Below are 18,886 nucleotides of genomic sequence, written 5' to 3' on the forward strand. Positions count from 1 at the left end.
TCAGTTATCGCAATTTCAAGTTCTGGTGCGCGTTGCGTTACCATTGACCTTCCCGCCAACCGCTACAGGAGGATGCAATGAGCTCGACCGTGGTTCCCTGCCTTCGCTATCGCGATGCCTCGCGTATGATCGAATGGCTCTGCATCAATCTTGGTTTCGAGAAACGCCTGCTGGTTCCCGGAAAGGACAAGGACGTCGGCCATGCCGAACTGACCCTCGGCGACGGCATGGTCATGATCGGCGCCGAGGCCGACGACGACTACGGCCAGCTGCTGACCACGCCGCAAAAGACCGGCGGCCTGCAGACCCAGACCATCTGGATCCGGGTGGACGACGCTGACCGGATCTACAGCCGCGTGGTGGAAAGCGGCGCCGACATCGTGCGCGCCATCGACGATGCGCCCTATGGCGGGCGTGAGTTCGCCTGCCGCGATCCCGAGGGCCATGTCTGGAATGTGGGCACCTACGATCCATGGAAAGCGGCTTCCTGAATCGCTTTCCGCTGCGCTTGTTGCTATGCTATCGGCTGGCGCCGCCCGTCACCGTGGGCGGCGGGTCATATTTTCAAGGAAGCACAACATGGTTTCGCTGCAAGAGCAGTTATTGAAAGCCGGCCTGGTCGACAAGAAAAAGGTCAAGCAGGTCAACCAGGACAAGAGCAAGCAACACAAGGAAGTGTTGCGTACCGGCGTGGAAAAGGTCAACCAGTCGCGGGAAGCCGCGCTCGAGATGCAGCGCAAGAATGCCGAACGCGCGCGCGAGTTGAATGCCCAGCGCGACGCCGAGGCGGCCCAGAAGGCCATCCTGGCGCAAATTGCCCAGTTGGTGCAGCAGAACAAGCAGCCGAAGGGCAAGGGCGACGTGCCCTACAACTTCACTTTCGGCACCAAGATCGAGCGCATCCACGTGACGGCGCAGATCGTCGAGCACCTGGTGGCAGGCCGCCTGGTGATCGTCCAGATGAACGGCAGTTTCGAGCTGGTGCCGCGCGTGATCGGCGAAAAAATCGCCCAGCGCGATGCATCGATCGTGGTGCAGATCAAGAAAAAGGTGCAGGAAGTCGAAGAAGACGATCCGTACGCGGATTACAAGATTCCGGACGACCTGATGTGGTGATCAGGGGCGGCCCGCCGGGGCCCCCACGCTGAAATCTTACTGTTTGGTCTTGTTTTCCACGTCCTGCACATCCGCGCCGGACTTGTTCGACTTCGACGTCTTGTCGCTATCCTTCTTCGGCTGACCGAGGCCGGATGCGGTGGTTTCCTGCTTGCTGCTGCCCTGGAAATCCGGATCCACGATATTCGCGCTTTCCGGGCCTTCCGAGGCGGGATTTTCCCGCTTGTCGCGGTCGGTATTGGCGGGGATTTGCCGGTCGACTGTGCCCGTTCTGGTGGCCTGGGTCGTGTCCGAAGCGGTCTTGTCCGCCTGGGCTGCGGCGCTCGCCGCGATGATGACACCGCTTAACAGGACGATGACTTTTTTCATTGCTTCCTCCGAATCAAAAGTTGGTCATGCAAGGATGTCATCACAGTGGTGGCCGAATCCCGGATCACAAGGCCTGTTCAATGTCCCAGGTCACGGCCCCCGAAGGCATTCGGCAATTGCGCCGCCGCAGTCGTTTCGAATACGGCGCCTTCCAGGTTGGTCAACACCACCGGCAATTCATTGCCGCCCAGCTCCAGGATCACCTGGCGGCAGGCGCCGCAAGGGGCGATCGGGCCTTCGGTCTGGCCGATCACGGCCAGCGCCGCGAAATCGCCCGGCTGGTAGCCGGCGGCAATGGCGCTGAAGAAGGCGGTGCGCTCGGCGCAGTTGCACAGGCCGTAGGCAGCGTTCTCCACATTGCAACCAGGGAAGATGCGGCCATCCTTGCACTCCAGCGCCGCCCCCACCTTGAATGTCGAATAGGGTGCGTACGCCAGTTCGCGCGCGGCGCGCGCTTCGTCGATCAGTTTCGCGTATTTCATTTTGTTTGGTCTCAAAGACGAACGGTGCGGTGGATCATCGGCGCAACGGCAGGTTTCCCGGCGCCGATCCGGTAGGCGGCCTGCACCTGGCGGATGGCCTGTCCGGCTGCCTGCTCGGTACGCGCATGCACCATCGCCAGCGGCTGGCCGACGGTGATCTCGTCGCCCAGTTCGACCAGGCCAGTGAGACCCACGGCGAAGTCGATCGCATCCTGCGGACGCACACGGCCGCCGCCCAGCGCGACCACGGCCAGTCCCAGCTCACGAGTGTCGACCGACGTCGCGTAGCCAGCCTGCAGGCTTGGCACAGGCACGATGACAGGCGCCGTTTCCAGGTACGCATCCGGCTTGTCCATCAGGTCCGCCGGGCCGCCCAGGGCGGTGACCATGCGCGCAAAACGCTCGGCCGCTTCTCCCGAATCGAGCGCCGCCTGCAGCCTGGCGCGCGCTTCGTTGTCGGTCGCGGCCAGGCCCGAGATCACCAGCATCTCGGCGCACAGCGCCATCGTCACTTCATGCAGGCGCGCCGGGCGCGATTTGCCGCTCAGGTAATCTATCGCCACGCGCACTTCCACCGCATTGCCGGCCGCGTGGCACAGCGATTCGTCCATGCCCGTCAGGATGGCCGAGGTGCGGGTGCCGGCGCCATTGCCGACATTGACGATCGATTCGGCCAGCTCCAGCGATTTCTCCGGGCTCGGCATGAAGGCGCCGCTGCCAACCTTCACGTCCATCACCAGCGCATCCAGGCCTGCCGACAGCTTCTTGGACAGGATCGAGCCGGTAATCATGGCCACCGATTCGACGGTCGCCGTGGTGTCGCGGATGCTGTAGAAGCGCTTGTCGGCCGGCGCCAGCTGGGCGGTCTGGCCGATGATGGCCACGCCCACGTCCTTGACCACCTGCCGGAATTTGTCCGGGTCAGGCACGGTGCTGTAGCCCGGGATCGCATCGAATTTGTCGAGCGTGCCGCCGGTGTGGCCCAGGCCGCGGCCCGAGATCATCGGCACGAAGCCGCCGCAGGCCGCGATCATCGGTCCCAGCATCAGCGAGACCACGTCGCCGACACCGCCGGTCGAGTGCTTGTCGACCACCGGGCCCGGCAGGTCCAGGGATGTCCATTCCATGACCTGGCCCGAATCGCGCATCGCCAGGGTGAAGGCGACCCGTTCGTCCATGGTCATGTCCTTGAAGTAGACCGCCATCGCGAACGCCGCGATCTGGCCTTCGGTGACGCTGCCGTCAGGGATGCCGCGCACGAAGAACTGGATCTCTTCGGCGGAGAGGACGCCACCGTCGCGCTTCTTGCGGACGATTTCTTGGGGGAGGAACATAGTGATACCTTTACGTTAAAGCCAACGTGGGCGGTCAAGCCGCCCACGTTGCCGATCTTGGCCGTCGAACTTACACGCCGTACGGAATCCAGACATTCTTGACCTGGCTCGCATGCTGCAGCACCGTGCGGCCGCATGCCTGCTTCGGATCGAACCAGTCGCGGCCCTTGGCGCCGCCGGTCCAGGTGCGCTTGAGCGACTCCGCCGACAGGCGTTCGACTTCGGCGCAGCCATCGAGCGAACCGTCATGACGCCACACCGCATCGATATCGCCGTGCGAGGCCAAGGTGCGCGCCAGCTCGTCGGCCGAGCCAGTGACGATGTTCAGCGCGCCGCCCGGCAGGTCCGAGGTATCCAGCACCTGGTACAGGTCGATCGCCGACAATGGATGCGCTTCCGACGGCACCGCCACCACGCGGTTGCCCAGCGCCAGCGCCGGTGCGACCAGCGAGATGAAGCCCAGCAGCGGATTCTCGTTCGGGCACACGATGCCGATCACGCCGACCGGCTCATTGAGCGCCACGGTGATGCCGTGCATCGGCGGCTGGTGCGCCGCGCCGTCGTACTTGTCGGCCCACGCCGCCCAGTAGAACAGGCGCTCGATCGAGGCGGCCACTTCGCGCGCCGCATCCTTCGAACCGGTCTGATGGGCGATGCGCTGCGCGAATTCATCGGCGCGGATCGCCAGGTTCTCGGCGATGTAGTACAGCACCTGTGCGCGGTTGTGCGCAGTGGCCTTGGTCCAGCCGGCCGCCTTGTGTGCGGCTTCCACCGCATTGCGGATGTCCTTGCGGCTGCCTTCGCCGATATCGGCCAGGAAGTCGCCGTTGGCGCCATTGATGGCGCGGCTGTAGGCGCCGTCAGGACGGGCCTGCTTGCCGCCGATGTACAGCTTGGCGGTGCGGTCGACCGCGAACGGGCTGTCTTGCTGCGCCGGCTTGGCTTGCGCCTTTTCGGCCACGACCGGCGCCGATGGACGCGCATCTTCCGCCAGCGGCACCAGGTACTCGTACATGCCCTCCTTGCCGCCTTCGCGGCCATAACCCGATTCCTTGTAGCCGCCGAAGCCGCAGGCCGCGTCGAACTGGTTCGCGGTGTTGATCCACACCACCCCGGCCTTGATCTGCGGGACCACGTCCAGCGCCAGGCTGATCGACTCGCTCCACACGCAGGCCGCCAGGCCATACACGGTGTTGTTCGCCAGTTGCACCGCCTCGGCCGGGGTGCGGAAGCTCATCGCCACCAAGACTGGGCCAAAAACTTCAGCCTGGGCCACGGCGGCCGAGGTCGACGCGCCGGTGATCAGGGTCGGCAGGTACCACGAGCCGGTGGTCGCCAGCTCGACGTTCGGCTGCCACACGTCGCAACCCTCGGCGCGCGCCGATTCGACCAGGCCGTGGATGCGCTGCTGCTGCACCGGATCGACCAGCGCGCCGATATCGTTCGATTTATCCAGCGGCGAACCGACGCGCAGGTTCTGCATGCGCGCCTTGACCTTGGCGATGAATTTGTCGTACACCGACTCCTGCACCAGCAGGCGCGAACCGGCGCAGCACACCTGCCCCTGGTTGAACCAGATCGAATCGACCAGGCCTTCGACCGCCGCATCCAGGTCGGCGTCGTCGAACACGATGAACGGCGACTTGCCGCCCAATTCCAGCGACAGCTTCTTGCCGCTGCCGGCGGTGGCCTTGCGGATCAGGCGGCCAACTTCGGTCGAGCCGGTGAAGGCCAGCTTGTCGATGCCAGGGTGATTCACGATCGCCTCGCCCACGCGGCCATCGCCGGTGACGATATTGACGACACCCGCCGGCACGCCGGCGCGCTGGCAGATCTCGGCAAACAGCAGCGCGGTCAGCGGCGTGTACTCGGCCGGCTTGAACACGACGGTGTTACCGGCGGCCAGCGCCGGCGCGATCTTCCATGCCAGCATCAGGAGCGGGAAATTCCAGGGCACGATCTGGCCCACCACGCCCACGGCGCGGTAGTCGGCGAATTCTTCGGATTGCAGCTGCGCCCAGCCGGCGTGATGGTAGAAGTGGCGCGCGGCCAGCGGCAGGTCGGCGTCCCGGGTTTCGCGGATGGTCTTGCCGTTGTCCAGCGTCTCGAGCACGGCGAACAGGCGCGCGTGCTTTTGCAGCAGGCGCGACAGCGCGTACATGATCCTGGCGCGGCCATGGCCGCCCAGCGCCACCCAGCCCGGCTGCGCGCGGCGCGCGGCCTGCACCGCGCGCTCGACGTCGGCATCGGTGGCCTGGGTCACCTGCGCCAGCTCATTGCCATCGGCCGGATTGTTGGTGGCGAAGGTCTCGCCGGCGTCGCTCCAGGCGTTGTCGATGAACAGCCCGAATCGGCGGCCATGCTGGTCCAGCCACGCGAGCGCTTCCTTGGTGCTTTCAGGTGCGGGACCGTAATCCATGGTGTTGAGAATCTCTTTAATTGTTGGCATGACGAGTCCGAAAATTAGGGTTGCGCGTGGCGATGGGCGGCCGAGTAGTTCCCGGTCACGTAGTGCTCCAGCTGGCGCTCGATGTCGGTCAGCAGGCTGGAGGCGCCGATACGGAACAGGTGCGGCTGCAGCCAGTCATTGCCCAGTTCTTCCTTCATCACGGTCAGGTATTGCAGCGCCGACTTCGCGGTCGACACACCGCCGGCCGGCTTGTAGCCGATCTGGAAGCCGGTCTGCTCGTAGTAGTCGCGGATCGCGCGCACCATCACCAGCGACACGGGAATGGTCGCGTTCACGCCTTCCTTGCCGGTCGAGGTCTTGATGAAGTCCGCGCCGGCCATCATGCACACCCACGAGGCCTTGGCCACGTTTTCCAGCGTCACCAGGTCGCCGGTGGCCAGGATCGCCTTCACATGCGCTTCGCCGCACGCCTGGCGGTAAGCCGCCATCTCGTCGTACAGCGCCTGCCAGTTACCCGTCAACACGTGCTGGCGGGTGATCACGATATCGATCTCGGTCGCGCCGGCGACCACCGACAGTTCGATTTCGCGCAGCTTGGTTTCCATGCTCGACAGGCCGGCCGGGAAAGCGGTCGATACCGCGGCGATCGGCAGGCGGCCCTGGATGACCTTGACCGCTGGCTGGATCATCTCGTGGTACACGCACACGGCGCCGGTCGACAGCGTCTCGAGGCCCAGGGCCTGCATCAGGTCGGCGCGCAGCGGGCGCATGGCCTTCATGCACAGGCGCTCGACGCGGCCCGGCGTGTCGTCGCCGCTCAGGGTGGTCAGGTCCATGCACTCGATGGCGCGCACCAGCCAGGCAGCCTGGTATTCCTTCTTGACCGTGCGGCGGTTGGCCAGGCTGGCGGCGCGGCGGTCGGCCGCATTGCGGTTGACCTTCAGGCTGTTGACCAGGCCCAGGTCCAGCGCAATGCCGGTATTACGTTTGAAATCCAGGGGCTGGCTCATAACAGTGCGGTTCCGTTCGAAAGTGGTTTGACGCCGAGGTGCTTGGCCAGGGTGGCGCCGATGCTCGAGAAAGTGTCGGCGGTCGGCAGTTCCTGTGCCGGCACGCCAGGCCCGAAGAAGATCATCGGGATATGTTCGCGGGTGTGGTCCGAGCCTGGCGCGGTCGGGTCGCAGCCATGGTCGGCGGTGATCACGGCCAGGTCGCCGTCCTTGAGCCTGGCCATGAATTCCGGCAGGCGCGCGTCCAGCTCGTGCAGCGCGTTCGAATAACCGGCAACGTCGCGGCGGTGGCCGAAGTGCATGTCGAAGTCGACGAAGTTGACGAAGGTGAGCGACTTGTCGCCCGCTTCATCGGCCACTTCCAGCAGGCGGTCGAACAGCGCCATATTGTCCGGGCCCTTCACCAGGCGCGTGACGCCCTGGGCCGCGAAGATGTCGCTGATCTTGCCGAGGGCGATCATCTCGCCGCCGGCATCCTTCACATGGTCGAGCAGGGTCGGCGCGATCGGCGGCACGGCGTAGTCGTGGCGGTTCGCGGTGCGCTTGTAGTCGCCATTGGCGCCCACGAAGGGACGCGCGATCACGCGGCCGATATTGTACGGCTTGACCAGCTCGTAGGCCGCTTCGCACACTTCATACAGGCGCTCGAGGCCGAAGTGTTCTTCGTGCGCCGCGATCTGCAGCACCGAGTCGGCCGAGGTATACAGGATCGGCTTGCCGGTGGCGACGTGTTCGTCGCCCAGCTCGTTGATGACGGTGGTGCCCGAGGCGTGGCAGTTGCCCAGCCAGCCCGGCACGCCGGTCAATTCCTGCAGCTTGTCGGTCAGCGCTTGCGGGAACGACGGCACGGTCTTTGGAAAGTAACCCCAGTCGAACAGCACCGGCACGCCGGCGATCTCCCAGTGGCCGCTCTGCGTGTCCTTGCCGGTCGACTGTTCGCGGGCGACGCCCCAGGCGCCGGTAAAGCCGTCGCGCAGCGCGAAGCCGGGCGCCCATTCACCGCTGGCCTTGTGCGCGGCCGCGGCCAGGCCCAGGCGCTCGAGGTTCGGCAGCGACATCGGCCTGCCCTCTTTCGCAGCCCACTCGGCGATATGGCCGAAGGTGTTGGCGCCCGTGTCGCCGTATTTGTCGGCGTCGGGCAGTGCGCCCAGGCCGAAGGAATCAAGCAGGAGGATGAATGCGCGTGACATGGTCGTCGCTTTCAAATGATGGGTTCAAGCGGCCGCGCGCGGGGTCGAACCGACGCGCTCGATGTAGGCGTGGATCAGGGTCACCATGTCCTTGGCCGCGATCGCCGCGTACTTCAGGGTCTGCTCGTGCGACAGCGCGAACGGCGACAGCCCTTCGGCCAGGTTGGTGATGGCCGAGACGGCGGTGACCTTCAGGCCGCAGTGGCGCGCCGCGATCACTTCCGGGATCAGCGACATGCCGACCACGTCCGCGCCCAGCGTCTTGAAAGCGCGGATTTCGGCGACGGTCTCGAAGTGCGGACCGGCGGCGGCCAGGTACACGCCTTCGTGCAGGACGATACCCTTCTCCGCGGCGACAGCCTTCACCTGCTCGCGGGTTTCGGCATCATAGGCATTCGACATGCTGAAGAAGCGCGGGCCGAAACGCTCGTCGTTCGGGCCGGCCATCGGGCTGCCGGGCAAGAAGTTGATGTGGTCGGTGATCGCGACCAGGCTGCCGGCGTCGGCTTGCACGCGCAGCGAGCCCGCCGCGTTGGTGACGAACAGCAGTTCGCAACCGATCTGCTTCAGGGTGCGGATGGCCGAGGTCATCACACCCGGGCCATAGCCTTCGTAGAAGTGGCCGCGGCCCTTCATGCAGGCGACCGGCACGCCAGCCAGGGTACCCAGCACCAGTTCGCCGGCATGGCCGTGCACGGTGCTGATCGGGAAGCCCGGCAGGTCGGCATAGCTGATCGATACGGCGTCCACCAGCTGTTCGGCCAGCACGCCCAGTCCGGAACCGAGGATCAGCGCCACGCGTGGTGCGAAGCCTGGCTTGCGGGCGCGGATGATGTCGGCGGCTTCGAATGGGGTATTGCTGGACATGATATTCCTTGTTGAATGCTGGTGGTCAGGGGGACGGATGAGAGAGGCAGGAGCCCGGCGCGCGCGAGTGCGGCGCACTTGGACAACTAGATATTATAACTATGCATGAATGGCGATATGTATGGCAAATACACTTTTTCTTCCCGATTTATATTTTTTATAGATAAATTGTGCGGAGCGCGGGAGAGCTGCTTACACTGAGGAAAAGATTCGTTGACAGGCCCAAAACAATTGTCTAGCATGATCAAACAATTGTCAAAGGCGCCTGACGGCGCAGTCGAACGCGATGCCGAAAAAAGAACAGTTATACGAGCTGATCCGTTCCAACCCTTTCATCTCGCAGCAAGACCTGGCCGGCCACCTGGGCCTGTCGCGCTCCGCGGTCGCCAACTACATCGCCACCCTGGTGCGCGAACGCCGCATCCTCGGCCGCGCCTATGTGCTGCCCGACCACCGGCCGATCCTGTGCATCGGCGCCGCCAACCTGGATCGCAAGCTGCGCACGATGGCGAAGCTGTCGCTCGGCACCTCGAATCCCGCGTGCCAGACCGAGTCCTTCGGCGGCGTGGCGCGCAATATCGCCGAGAACCTGGTGCGCCTGGGCGCGCCGACGGCGCTGGTCACGGCGGTCGGCGGCGATGCGTCCGGCCGCGCCCTGCTCGCGTATGCCGACGAAGCGGGCATCGACACCCGCGGCGCGCTGCGCGTGGACGGCGCCGCCAGCGGCACCTATACCGCGGTGCTCGACCATGACGGCGACATGCGCGTGGCGCTGGCCGATATGGAAATCAACGAGACGCTCACGCCCGACTTCTTCGCCACCCGCGAACAGCAGCGCGCCGGCGCCGCCCTGATCGTGGCCGACCTCAACCTGCCGCGCGATGCGGTCGCGATGCTGCTCGAAGGCAGCCGGCGCGACGGCGTGCCGATGGTGATCGTCGCCGTCTCCGAACCGAAGATCGACCGCCTGCCGCGCAACTTGAACGGCCTGCGCCTGTTGATCCTGAACCTGGGCGAGCTGGCGGCGCGCGTGGGCCGCGCACTCGCGACCGACGCCGAGATCGCCGCCGCCTGCGCCGAACTGCAAGGCGACGGCGTGCAGGACGTGATCGTCACGCGCGGCGCGCACGGCGTCATGCTCACCGGCGCGGACGGCATGCACATCGTCGAAGCCCAGCCCACTGTCGACGTGGTCGACGTGACCGGCGCCGGCGACGCCTTTGCTGCCGCCGTCTGCTGGACCCTGTACAACGGCGAGCAAGACCTGGAACTGGCCTGCCGCCGCGGCCATGTGTTGGCCGCCATGACCATCGCCTGCGCGCAGACCGTCTCGCCGCAGCTCGTGCCGGGACTGTTCGACAGCCCGGCGCACGACATCGTTACCGACTGAATAAAGATTTGACCATGCACTCCTTCCTCCTGTTCTCGCCCGAAGTGGCGGCCGCCCGCACCGCCGGCAAACCGGTCGTCGCCCTCGAATCGACCATCATCTCGCATGGCATGCCCTATCCGCAGAACGTGCACACCGCGCGCGAAGTCGAGCAGGTCATCCGCGACGCCGGCGCCGTGCCGGCCACCATCGCCATCATTGGGGGCAAGATCTGCGTCGGCCTGCTTGACGCCCAGCTCGAGACCCTGGGCGCGTCGCCCGACGCCATCAAGGTCAGCCGCCGCGACCTGCCCTATGTGCTGTCGCAGGGCCGCCTGGGCGCGACCACCGTCGCCGCGACCATGATCTGCGCCGAACTGGCCGGCATCGAGGTGTTCGTCACCGGCGGCATCGGCGGCGTGCACCGCGGCGCCGAAACGAGCTTCGATATCTCGGCCGACCTGCAGGAGCTGGCGCACACCAGCGTGGCCGTGGTGTGCGCCGGCGTGAAGTCGATCCTCGATATCGGCCTGACGCTCGAGTACCTGGAAACCCACGGCGTGCCGGTGCTCTCTGTCGGTCAGCCGGGCTTTCCTGCCTTCTTCACGCGCGACAGCGGTTATAAAGCCGACTTCCAGCTCGACTCGGCCGAAGAGCAGGCGTCCTTCATCCGCACCAAGTGGCAGCTCGGCCTGCAAGGCGGCGTGGTGGTCAGCAATCCGGTGCCTGCCGACGAGGCGATGGCGCCGGATGAAATCGACAGCATCATCGCCCAGGCGCTGCAAGAGGCCGACCAGCAAAACGTGGCCGGCAAGCAGGTCACGCCCTTCCTGCTGGCCCGCATCAAGGAACTGACGGGCGGGCGCAGCCTGGCCACCAATATCGCGCTGGTCAAGCACAACGCCCTGGTCGGCGCGCGCCTGGCCGTGGCGCTGAACCACAAGGCTGCCTGAGTCGACCGGGCCGCCATGTCGATCGACCTGAAACAGCTGAAGTACTTCCTGGCGGTGGCCGAAGAAAAGAGCTTCAGCCGCGCCGCCGAACGCCTGCACATCTCGCAGCCGCCGCTCTCGCAGCAGATCATGAAGCTCGAGAGCGAGCTTGGCGTGAAGCTGTTCACCCGCACCACCCGCAGCTTCGAGCTGACAGTGGCCGGGCGCGCGCTGATGGTCGAGGCGGCCGAACTGCTCGGCAAGATGCGCATGACGATCGACACCATCCGCCAGATCGACCGCGGCGAGGTCGGACGGCTGCGGGTGGGCATCGTCGGCTCGGCGATGTGGGGGCCGATCCCGGGCCTGCTCGAACAGTTCCAGAGCCAGTTCCCGCGCGTGACCTGGACCATCCACGAGCTGGGGCCGAACGACCAGTGGGAAGCGCTGCGCAACAAACAGATCGACGTCGGCTTCTGGCGCGAGCCGCGCATCGAGGCCGATGTGCTCAAGCAGGCCAACCTGCGCCAGGAGCCATGCTTCAAGGAGCAGTTCTGCGTCGCGGTCAATGCGCGCCACCCGCTGGCCGGGCGCGACTCGATCGCGCTGCCCGAGATCGCGGGCGAGCCGATGCTGACCCTGCACCTGGACCAGTCGGCCGAGCCGCGCTATCTGATCCAGTGCTGCGTGAATGCGGGCTTCCAGCCGACCATCTTCCAGGAGGCGGCCGAGCCGCAGACCCTGCTGGCCATGGTCGGCGCCGGCCTGGGCGTGGCCCTCATGCCCGAAACCACCAGCCGCATCGGCTGGCCCGGCGTGCGCTTCCTGCCGATCCACGCGCATGCGCCGTCGGCCAACCTGTACATCAGCTATCCGGCGCTCGACGATGCGCCGGTGGTGCGCGCCTTTCTCAAGATCCTGTTCCCGGACGAACAGTCAGCCTGAGCTGCGATTTCCCCATCGATTGACCCACCATCCGTGGGTCGAACCGGTATTGTCCCGCCGCGATTTCCCATCTGCATTTTTTTGCCCGATTTTTAGGCAAAAAGTCGCCGCACGATTGAGCCTGATTGAGTATTTTTTGATATCGCCTCCGGTATGATGGTTATCAAGTTCATCAATATTCTCCGGGAGCTCGCATGACGACAGCATCACCGCGGTACGACGGGCTCCGCCTGGAACAATACGATGGCGCCCATGCCGGCGACGTTGCCGAACTACGGCTCGCCATCGATCAGCGCATCGATGCGCTGCTGGCCGGCAGCGGTCCGTCCGACCAGCTGACCAAGGCCATGCGCGCTTCCGCGCTCAGCGCCGGCAAGCGCATGCGTCCCCTGCTCCTGATGCTGGTTGCACGCGATCTTGGCTGCACGTCCCGGGCGCTGGTCGATGTCGCCTGCGCGGTCGAGCTGGTACACGCCGCCTCGCTCATCCTCGACGACCTGCCCTGCATGGATGACGCCAGCCTGCGGCGCGGCAAGCCGGCCATCCACGTCCAGTTCGGCGAGGACGTCGCCATCCTGGCATCGGTCGCCCTGCTCAGCCGCGCCTTTGGCGTGCTGTCGCAGGCCCAGGACATCCAGCCCGCTACCCGCGCGCGCCTGGTCGCCACCCTGGCGCAGACCGTCGGCGAGCAGGGCCTGGTGCGCGGCCAGTTCGAAGACCTGCACGGGGGCGCGCGTTCGCCCGATGCCATCGCGACCACCAACGAGCTCAAGACCGGCCTGCTGCTGGGCGTGGCGGTCGATATGGCGGCCATCATCTGCCACGCCGACGAGCAGGTGGCGCAGCAATTGCGCGCCTTCGCACTGGCAGCCGGCCAGGCCTTCCAGATCAAGGACGATTTCCTGGATGGCGCCGACAGCGCCGTGACCGGCAAGGATAGCGGCAAGGACGTCGGCAAGGCCACGCTGATCAATACCCTGGGCCGCGACGAGGCCAAGCGCCGCCTGGCCGCCTGCCTGCTCGAAGCCGACCGCTGCCTCGGCGCCGCCGTCGGCGCCAATGGGCGCACGCGCCACTTCGTGTCGCAGCTGTTTGCCAAGGAAGGCAAGGCCAAGCGTTTCGCCCCCGAGCTGGCCAAGGCCCGCGAAGCGCGCCCGAGCGTCCAGCTGGCCGAATTGCGTCTTGGCTGACCGGCGAGGGCCCGCATGGCGCATTTCGCGGTCGTGGCTCCGGCCCTCTACAGCCACTTCAATACCTTGTCCGTGCTGGCGCGCGAACTCGTCGCGCGCGGGCACCGCGTCACCTTCGTGCACCGCCCGGACGCCATCGACTACGTCAAGGATGCCCGGATCGGCTTTCATGCGGTGGGCAGCGATACCCATCCAGCCGGCTCGCTGCCGGCGATGCTCGCGCGGGTCGCCAATCCCGGCTCGCCGTTGGGCCTCTACCGCGTGATCCTCGACATGGCGGCCAGCACCACGATGCTGTGCCGTGAACTGCCGGCAGCCCTGCGCGGACTGCAGGTCGACTACCTGCTCGCCGACCAGATGGAAGCGGCCGGCGGCCTGGTGGCCGAAAGCCTCGGGATGCCGTTCATCTCGGTTGCCTGCGCGCTGCCGGTCAACCGCGAACCGGGCATCCCGCTGCCCGTCATGCCCTTCGTGTACGAGGACAACGAGCGCGCCTACAAGATCGTGGAAGGCAGCACGCTGGTCTACGACTGGATGATGGGGCCGCACGAGCGCGCGATCTCGATGGGGGCAGAGCGCCTCGGCTTGTCTCCGCGCGGCAAATTGCACGAATGCCTGTCGCCGCTGGCCCAGGTCGGCCAGATCGTGCCGGGTTTCGATTTCCCGCGCCGCCAACTGCCGCCGCATTTCCATCATGTGGGCCCGCTGCATTCCGGCGCCGGCGCGCCAGACCTCTCCCCTGCCGAGCTGGCAGCGCTGTTGCCGCCCATGTCCAGCATGCGTCCCTTCGTCTACGCCTCGCTCGGCACCCTGGTCAGCCAGCGCTTCGGCCTGTTCAAGCGCATCGCGCAAGCCTGCAAACGGCAAGGCGCGCAACTGCTGGTTGCCCATTGCGGCGGACTGGACGCAGCCCAGGTACGCGCGCTGGAAGCCATCGGCGACACTCGCGTACACGCCTTCGTGCCGCAGTTGGCGGTGCTGGCGCGGGCCGACGCCGTCATTTCGCATGCCGGCGCCAACACCGTGATGGAAGCCATCGCCACCCGCACGCCGATCCTGGCGCTGCCGATCGCCTTCGACCATCCGGGCGCCGCCGCCCGCGTGGAGTATGCCGGCGTGGGCCTGCGCGCCTCGCCGCGTTTCGCCAGCGTGAATGAGCTGTCGCGCAAGCTGCGCCGCCTACTTGACGAGCCGCACTTCAAGCAGCGCATGGCGCCGCTGGCCGACCAGATCCGCCAGGCCGGCGGCGCGCCGCGCGCGGCCGACATCATCGAGACCGCGCTCGGCCTGCAGCCGGCGCCCCAGAGGATCGCCAGCCATGGCTGAAGCCGACTACGACCTGATCCTGGCCGGCGGCGGCCTGGCCAACAGCCTGATCGCCTGGCGCCTGCGCCTCGAGCGGCCGCCGCTGCGCATCCTGGTGCTCGAACAGGGCAAGCGCCTGGGCGGCAACCACACCTGGTCGTTCCATGAAACCGATCTCGATGCGGCGCAACTGCGCTGGATCGCGCCGCTGGTGACGCATCGCTGGCCGCGCTACGACGTGGTGTTTCCCGAATTCGCCCGCACCCTGGACGGCGCCTACGCCAGCATCGCCTCGCACGACCTCGCGCACGTCATCGAACCGGCGCTCGGCGCCGCGCTGCGCAGCGGCGTGTGGATCGACGAGGTGACGCCCACCAGCGTGCGGCTGGCCGATGGCGAGACCCTGCATGCGCAGGCCGTCATCGACGGCCGCGGCATGCGCGCCAGCAGCCACCTCGCGCTCGGCTACCAGACCTTTCTCGGCCAGGAGCTGCGTCTCACCGCCGCCCATGGCTTGACGGCGCCGGTCATCATGGACGCGGGCGTGGCCCAGCAAGGCGGCTACCGCTTCGTCTACCTGCTGCCCTTCGGACCCGACCGCGTGCTGGTCGAAGACACCCACTATGTCGACAGCGCCGCCTGGGAACCGGAGCGGCTGCGCGCCAATATCGCCGGCTACGTGGAAGCGCGTGGCTGGCAGGTGCGCGACGTGCTGCGCGAGGAACAGGGCTCGCTGCCGATCGTGCTGGCCGGCGACTTCGAGCGCTATTGGGACCAATTGCAGGGCCAGCCCAGCGCCGGCCTGCGTGCCGGCCTGTTCCATCCGACCACCGGCTATTCGCTGCCGCATGCGGTGCGCCTGGCCGAGCGCATCGCGCGCCTGCCCGAGCTGTCGGCCCCTAGCCTGTTTGCCGCCATCCGGGACGAAGCGCGGCGCGCCTGGAACCAGCAGCGCTTCTTCCGCATGCTCAACCGCATGCTGTTCCTGGCCGGCAGTCCCGATCACCGCTGGCGCGTGATGCAGCGTTTCTATCGCCTGCCCGCGCCCCTGATCGCACGTTTCTATGCCGGTCGCCTGAACCTGGCCGACAAGGCGCGCCTGTTGACCGGCAAGCCGCCGGTGCCGGTGCTGGAAGCGTTCACCGCCGTGCGCAAGACCCAACCACATCTCATCAGGACCGCAGAATGAACCACATGAAAATCGAACCCAAACGCGCCGTCGTGATCGGGGCCGGTTTCGGCGGCCTGGCGCTGGCCATCCGGCTGCAGGCTGCCGGCATGCAAACGACGCTGCTCGAAAAACGCGACAAGCCGGGCGGTCGCGCCTATGTCTATGAAGACCAGGGCTTCGTGTTCGACGCCGGCCCCACCGTCATCACCGATCCGTCGGCGATCGAGGAGTTGTTCACCCTGTGCGGCAAGAAGATGGGCGACTATGTCGAGATGCTGCCGGTGGCGCCCTTCTATCGCCTGTGCTGGGAAGACGGCAGCCACTTCGACTATGCCAACGACCAGGAAGCGCTGGACCGCCAGATCCACGCGCGCAACCCGGCCGACGTCGCCGGCTACCAGCGCTTCCTGGCGTACTCGAAGGCGGTGTTCGACGAAGGTTATCTCAAGTTGGGCGCCGTGCCTTTCCTGTCGTTCCGCGACATGATCCAGGCCGGCCCGCAACTGGCGCGGCTCGAAGCGTGGAAGAGCGTGTACGGCATGGTGTCGCGCTTCGTGAAGGACGAACAGCTGCGACAGGCCTTCTCCTTCCACTCGCTGCTGGTGGGCGGCAACCCGTTCGCCACCTCGTCGATCTACACCCTCATTCACGCGTTGGAACGGCGCTGGGGCGTGTGGTTCCCGCGCGGCGGCACCGGCGCCCTGGTCAAGGGGCTGGTGCGCCTGTTCGAGGACATGGGCGGCAAGCTGGAACTGAATGCCGCGGTCGCGCGCATCGAAACCGCCGGCAACCTCGCCAGTGGCGTGCGGCTGGAAGACGGCCGCTGGTTCATGGCCGACGCGGTCGCGTCCAACGCCGACGTGGTGCACACCTATGCCGAGCTGTTGAAGAACCATGGCCGCGGCTGCAGCCACGGCGAGGCGCTGAAGAAGAAACGCTTCAGCAATTCGCTGTTCGTGCTGTACTTCGGCCTGGACAAGCACCACGAACAGCTGCAGCACCACACGGTGTGCTTCGGCGCGCGCTACCAGGGCCTGATCAAGGAGATCTTCAACGGCCCGAAACTGGCCGACGATTTCTCGCTGTACCTGCACGCGCCCTGCGTGACCGACCCTTCGCTGGCGCCGCCCGGCTGCGGCAGCCACTACGTGCTGGCCCCGGTGCCGCACCTGGGCAATGCGCCGGTCGACTGGGAGACCGAAGGCCCGCGCTACCGCGACCGCATCTTCGACTACCTCGAGCAGCGCTATATGCCGGGCCTGCGCAGCCAATTGGTGACCAGCCGCATCTTCACGCCGAACGACTTCCGCGATGAGCTCAATGCCCACCTGGGTTCGGCGTTCTCGCTCGAGCCTATCCTGACGCAAAGCGCCTGGTTCCGTCCGCACAACCGCGACGCCGAGCTGCCCAACCTGTACCTGGTCGGCGCCGGCACCCATCCCGGAGCCGGCGTGCCGGGCGTGATCGGCTCGGCCAAGGCCACCGCCGGCCTGATGCTGGAAGGAGTGCACGCATGAACATGCAGGCCAGCGCCAAGCTGATGGATCACGCGACCCAGACCATCGAGGTCGGCTCGAAGAGCTTCGCGGCTGCCGCCCGGCTGTTCCCGCCCGCCACCCGGCGCAGCGTGTTGATGCTGTACGCCTGGTGCCGCCATTGCGACGACGTGGTCGACGGCCAGGAGCTGGGCTTCGCCGCGGCGCCGAGCGCCTACGGCGCCACCTTCGAACTCGATCGCCTGTACGACGACACCCGGCGCGCCTATTCGGGCGAGCCGATGCGCTCCCCGGCGTTTGCCGCCTTCCAGGAAGTCGCGCTCGGCCACGCGATCGCGCCGCGCTATGCCTTCGACCACCTGGCCGGCTTCGCGATGGATGTCAACGAGGCGCGCTACCGCACCATCGACGACACCATGCGCTACTGTTACCACGTAGCCGGCGTGGTCGGCCTGATGATGGCCTCGATCATGGGCGCCCGCGACGAGCTGGTGCTCGACCGCGCCTGCGACCTGGGCCTGGCCTTCCAACTGACGAATATCGCGCGCGACATCATCGACGATGCAAAGATCGGCCGCTGCTACGTGCCGTCCGAGTGGCTGCTGGAAGCCGGCATCCCGCCCGACCACGTGGCCCTGCCGCGCCACCGCGCAGCACTGGCCAGGGTGGCGGCGCGCCTGGTCGAGCATGCCGAACCGTATTACGCGTCGGCCACGCTCGGCATCGCCGCCCTGCCCCTGCGTTCGGCCTGGGCGATTGCCACCGCGCGCAATGTGTATCGCCAGATCGGTATCGAAGTCAAACGGCGCGGTGCGCACGCCTGGGATGAGCGGGTGGGCACCTCGAAAGCCACCAAGCTGCGCCTGCTGGCGCTGGGCGGCGCCCAGGCGCTGGCGTCGCGCTTCAGCCCTGCTCGGGCAGCGATGGCGCGGCCGCGGCGGAACGATCTGTGGCTGCGTCCCAGTGTCCTGAATCAGAAGTTCGTTGAAAAATAAATTGGGCGAAATCGGCCTGAGACAAGGAGCAAAGCACAGCAAGGCCGGGGCCTTGCGCGCATTTGCGACGCAGTCTCAGGCCGATTCTCGCGCAATTTATTCAACGAACCTTCGATTCAGGACACTGACCGCGCGGGCGGCGCACCTGGCCATGCTGCGCCTGCAATTGACGTTTGAGCCTGGCGACCGGCGGCGCGTACAAAAAGCCGAAGGACACGGCGCCATCCTTGCCCTCTACCGCATGGTGCATGCGATGGGCCTGGTACAGCCGCTTGAGGTAGCCGCTTTTTGGTACGTAGCGGAACGGCCAGCGCTGGTGCACCAGGCCGTCGTGGGCGATAAAGTAGAGAAGCCCGTAGCCGGTCATGCCGGCGCCAATCCATTCGAGCGGGTGATGGCCGCGGGTGCCGAACCAGATCAGGGCGATGGCGATACCGGCGAACACCACGGCGTACAGGTCGTTCTTTTCGAACCAGCCCGTGCGCGGCTCGTGGTGCGATCGGTGCCAGCCCCACCCGAAGCCGTGCATCACGTACTTGTGCGCGACGATGGAGAAGATTTCCATGAACGCGATGGTGGCCAGGACGATGAGCGCGTTGGAAAGCATAATGATGGGTCAAGGGCATGGAAACGGGATGTCCACAGCCTATCATGACGATGCCTGCGCACGGTTGCGCTGCGGTGCCGCACAGGCGGTCAAACACG

General features: G+C 66.3%; 18 protein-coding genes. 10 read left to right on the forward strand and 8 right to left on the reverse strand.

Annotation, left to right across the window (positions count from 1 at the left end):
* The first annotated feature begins 77 nt into the window (after window positions 1–77).
* Both E8M83_RS21070 and E8M83_RS21075 read left to right on the forward strand, forming a co-directional pair.
* Window positions 78–491: a VOC family protein gene (locus tag E8M83_RS21070; RefSeq protein WP_137175315.1), complete on the forward strand. Its 414-nt coding sequence runs from the start codon at window positions 78–80 to the stop codon at window positions 489–491.
* 88 nt (window positions 492–579) lie between these two features.
* Window positions 580–1,116 carry a DUF2058 domain-containing protein gene (locus tag E8M83_RS21075; RefSeq protein ID WP_137175316.1) on the forward strand — a complete coding sequence of 179 codons (537 nt, stop codon included), beginning with the start codon at window positions 580–582 and terminating at the stop codon, window positions 1,114–1,116.
* 36 nt (window positions 1,117–1,152) lie between these two features.
* Here E8M83_RS21075 and E8M83_RS21080 read toward each other — a convergent pair whose 3' ends face one another.
* The 7 genes from E8M83_RS21080 to xapA all read right to left on the reverse strand — a co-directional run bounded on the left by E8M83_RS21080 (window position 1,153) and on the right by xapA (window position 8,778).
* Entirely contained in the window at window positions 1,153–1,485 is a 333-nt protein-coding gene (locus E8M83_RS21080; RefSeq protein ID WP_137175317.1) for a hypothetical protein, read from the reverse strand.
* Between the two features lie 77 nt (window positions 1,486–1,562).
* Window positions 1,563–1,967 (reverse strand): cytidine deaminase, encoded by a 405-nt coding sequence (locus tag E8M83_RS21085; protein ID WP_137175318.1) that lies wholly within the window; start codon window positions 1,965–1,967, stop codon window positions 1,563–1,565.
* 11 nt (window positions 1,968–1,978) lie between these two features.
* Window positions 1,979–3,301, reverse strand: a complete 1,323-nt coding sequence (gene deoA / locus E8M83_RS21090; protein WP_137175319.1) for a thymidine phosphorylase — start codon at window positions 3,299–3,301, stop codon at window positions 1,979–1,981.
* 70 nt (window positions 3,302–3,371) lie between these two features.
* Window positions 3,372–5,750 (reverse strand): aldehyde dehydrogenase family protein, encoded by a 2,379-nt coding sequence (locus E8M83_RS21095; protein WP_373995066.1) that lies wholly within the window; start codon window positions 5,748–5,750, stop codon window positions 3,372–3,374.
* Between the two features lie 14 nt (window positions 5,751–5,764).
* Complete coding sequence (deoC, locus tag E8M83_RS21100) at window positions 5,765–6,721, reverse strand: deoxyribose-phosphate aldolase (RefSeq protein ID WP_137175320.1); 957 nt, start codon at window positions 6,719–6,721, stop codon at window positions 5,765–5,767.
* Entirely contained in the window at window positions 6,718–7,911 is a 1,194-nt protein-coding gene (locus tag E8M83_RS21105) for a phosphopentomutase (protein WP_137175321.1), read from the reverse strand. The genes deoC and E8M83_RS21105 overlap by 4 nt, the downstream gene beginning before the upstream one ends.
* A 24-nt stretch (window positions 7,912–7,935) precedes the next feature.
* Window positions 7,936–8,778: a xanthosine phosphorylase gene (gene xapA / locus E8M83_RS21110; protein WP_137175322.1), complete on the reverse strand. Its 843-nt coding sequence runs from the start codon at window positions 8,776–8,778 to the stop codon at window positions 7,936–7,938.
* Between the two features lie 286 nt (window positions 8,779–9,064).
* Between xapA and E8M83_RS21115 the strand changes: the two genes are divergently transcribed.
* The 8 genes from E8M83_RS21115 to crtB all read left to right on the forward strand — a co-directional run bounded on the left by E8M83_RS21115 (window position 9,065) and on the right by crtB (window position 18,181).
* The gene (locus E8M83_RS21115; RefSeq protein ID WP_137175323.1) at window positions 9,065–10,168 is read left to right on the forward strand and encodes a carbohydrate kinase; all 1,104 of its coding nucleotides are present in this window, start codon (window positions 9,065–9,067) and stop codon (window positions 10,166–10,168) included.
* 14 nt (window positions 10,169–10,182) lie between these two features.
* Window positions 10,183–11,100 carry a pseudouridine-5'-phosphate glycosidase gene (locus tag E8M83_RS21120; protein ID WP_137175324.1) on the forward strand — a complete coding sequence of 306 codons (918 nt, stop codon included), beginning with the start codon at window positions 10,183–10,185 and terminating at the stop codon, window positions 11,098–11,100.
* Window positions 11,101–11,115: 15 nt separating this feature from the next.
* Window positions 11,116–12,024: a LysR family transcriptional regulator gene (locus E8M83_RS21125; RefSeq protein WP_137175325.1), complete on the forward strand. Its 909-nt coding sequence runs from the start codon at window positions 11,116–11,118 to the stop codon at window positions 12,022–12,024.
* A 194-nt stretch (window positions 12,025–12,218) separates the two neighbouring features.
* Window positions 12,219–13,214, forward strand: a complete 996-nt coding sequence (locus tag E8M83_RS21130; RefSeq protein ID WP_137175326.1) for a polyprenyl synthetase family protein — start codon at window positions 12,219–12,221, stop codon at window positions 13,212–13,214.
* Window positions 13,215–13,229: 15 nt separating this feature from the next.
* Window positions 13,230–14,540 (forward strand): glycosyltransferase, encoded by a 1,311-nt coding sequence (locus tag E8M83_RS21135; protein ID WP_137175327.1) that lies wholly within the window; start codon window positions 13,230–13,232, stop codon window positions 14,538–14,540.
* Entirely contained in the window at window positions 14,533–15,708 is a 1,176-nt protein-coding gene (gene crtY / locus E8M83_RS21140) for a lycopene beta-cyclase CrtY (RefSeq protein ID WP_137175328.1), read from the forward strand. The genes E8M83_RS21135 and crtY overlap by 8 nt, the downstream gene beginning before the upstream one ends.
* Window positions 15,705–17,207, forward strand: a complete 1,503-nt coding sequence (locus E8M83_RS21145) for a phytoene desaturase (RefSeq protein ID WP_137175329.1) — start codon at window positions 15,705–15,707, stop codon at window positions 17,205–17,207. The genes crtY and E8M83_RS21145 overlap by 4 nt, the downstream gene beginning before the upstream one ends.
* Complete coding sequence (gene crtB, locus E8M83_RS21150; RefSeq protein WP_229491730.1) at window positions 17,204–18,181, forward strand: 15-cis-phytoene synthase CrtB; 978 nt, start codon at window positions 17,204–17,206, stop codon at window positions 18,179–18,181. The genes E8M83_RS21145 and crtB overlap by 4 nt, the downstream gene beginning before the upstream one ends.
* A gap of 100 nt (window positions 18,182–18,281) precedes the next feature.
* On the opposite strand, the gene E8M83_RS21155 is transcribed toward crtB, so the two are convergent.
* Window positions 18,282–18,788 (reverse strand): sterol desaturase family protein, encoded by a 507-nt coding sequence (locus E8M83_RS21155; RefSeq protein WP_206077507.1) that lies wholly within the window; start codon window positions 18,786–18,788, stop codon window positions 18,282–18,284.
* Window positions 18,789–18,886 lie beyond the last annotated feature (98 nt).

Origin of the sequence: Massilia sp. HP4, assembly GCF_005222695.1 — a bacterium.
In the GTDB taxonomy this organism is placed as follows: Bacteria; Pseudomonadota; Gammaproteobacteria; order Burkholderiales; family Burkholderiaceae_D; genus Telluria.

Bases quoted from the DNA above. Each gene is read 5' to 3' on its own strand.
- E8M83_RS21120 (WP_137175324.1), top strand. From the start codon at position 10,183: ATGCACTCCTTCCTCCTGTTCTCGCCCGAAGTGGCGGCCGCCCGCACC.
- E8M83_RS21075 (WP_137175316.1), top strand. From the start codon at position 580: ATGGTTTCGCTGCAAGAGCAGTTATTGAAAGCCGGCCTGGTCGACAAG.
- E8M83_RS21115 (WP_137175323.1), top strand. From the start codon at position 9,065: ATGCCGAAAAAAGAACAGTTATACGAGCTGATCCGTTCCAACCCTTTC.
- E8M83_RS21135 (WP_137175327.1), top strand. From the start codon at position 13,230: ATGGCGCATTTCGCGGTCGTGGCTCCGGCCCTCTACAGCCACTTCAAT.
- E8M83_RS21080 (WP_137175317.1), bottom strand. From the start codon at position 1,485: ATGAAAAAAGTCATCGTCCTGTTAAGCGGTGTCATCATCGCGGCGAGC.
- E8M83_RS21130 (WP_137175326.1), top strand. From the start codon at position 12,219: ATGACGACAGCATCACCGCGGTACGACGGGCTCCGCCTGGAACAATAC.
- deoA (WP_137175319.1), bottom strand. From the start codon at position 3,301: ATGTTCCTCCCCCAAGAAATCGTCCGCAAGAAGCGCGACGGTGGCGTC.
- deoC (WP_137175320.1), bottom strand. From the start codon at position 6,721: ATGAGCCAGCCCCTGGATTTCAAACGTAATACCGGCATTGCGCTGGAC.
- E8M83_RS21125 (WP_137175325.1), top strand. From the start codon at position 11,116: ATGTCGATCGACCTGAAACAGCTGAAGTACTTCCTGGCGGTGGCCGAA.
- E8M83_RS21095 (WP_373995066.1), bottom strand. From the start codon at position 5,750: ATGCCAACAATTAAAGAGATTCTCAACACCATGGATTACGGTCCCGCA.
- crtB (WP_229491730.1), top strand. From the start codon at position 17,204: ATGAACATGCAGGCCAGCGCCAAGCTGATGGATCACGCGACCCAGACC.
- E8M83_RS21145 (WP_137175329.1), top strand. From the start codon at position 15,705: ATGAACCACATGAAAATCGAACCCAAACGCGCCGTCGTGATCGGGGCC.
- E8M83_RS21085 (WP_137175318.1), bottom strand. From the start codon at position 1,967: ATGAAATACGCGAAACTGATCGACGAAGCGCGCGCCGCGCGCGAACTG.
- E8M83_RS21070 (WP_137175315.1), top strand. From the start codon at position 78: ATGAGCTCGACCGTGGTTCCCTGCCTTCGCTATCGCGATGCCTCGCGT.
- E8M83_RS21105 (WP_137175321.1), bottom strand. From the start codon at position 7,911: ATGTCACGCGCATTCATCCTCCTGCTTGATTCCTTCGGCCTGGGCGCA.
- crtY (WP_137175328.1), top strand. From the start codon at position 14,533: ATGGCTGAAGCCGACTACGACCTGATCCTGGCCGGCGGCGGCCTGGCC.
- xapA (WP_137175322.1), bottom strand. From the start codon at position 8,778: ATGTCCAGCAATACCCCATTCGAAGCCGCCGACATCATCCGCGCCCGC.
- E8M83_RS21155 (WP_206077507.1), bottom strand. From the start codon at position 18,788: ATGCTTTCCAACGCGCTCATCGTCCTGGCCACCATCGCGTTCATGGAA.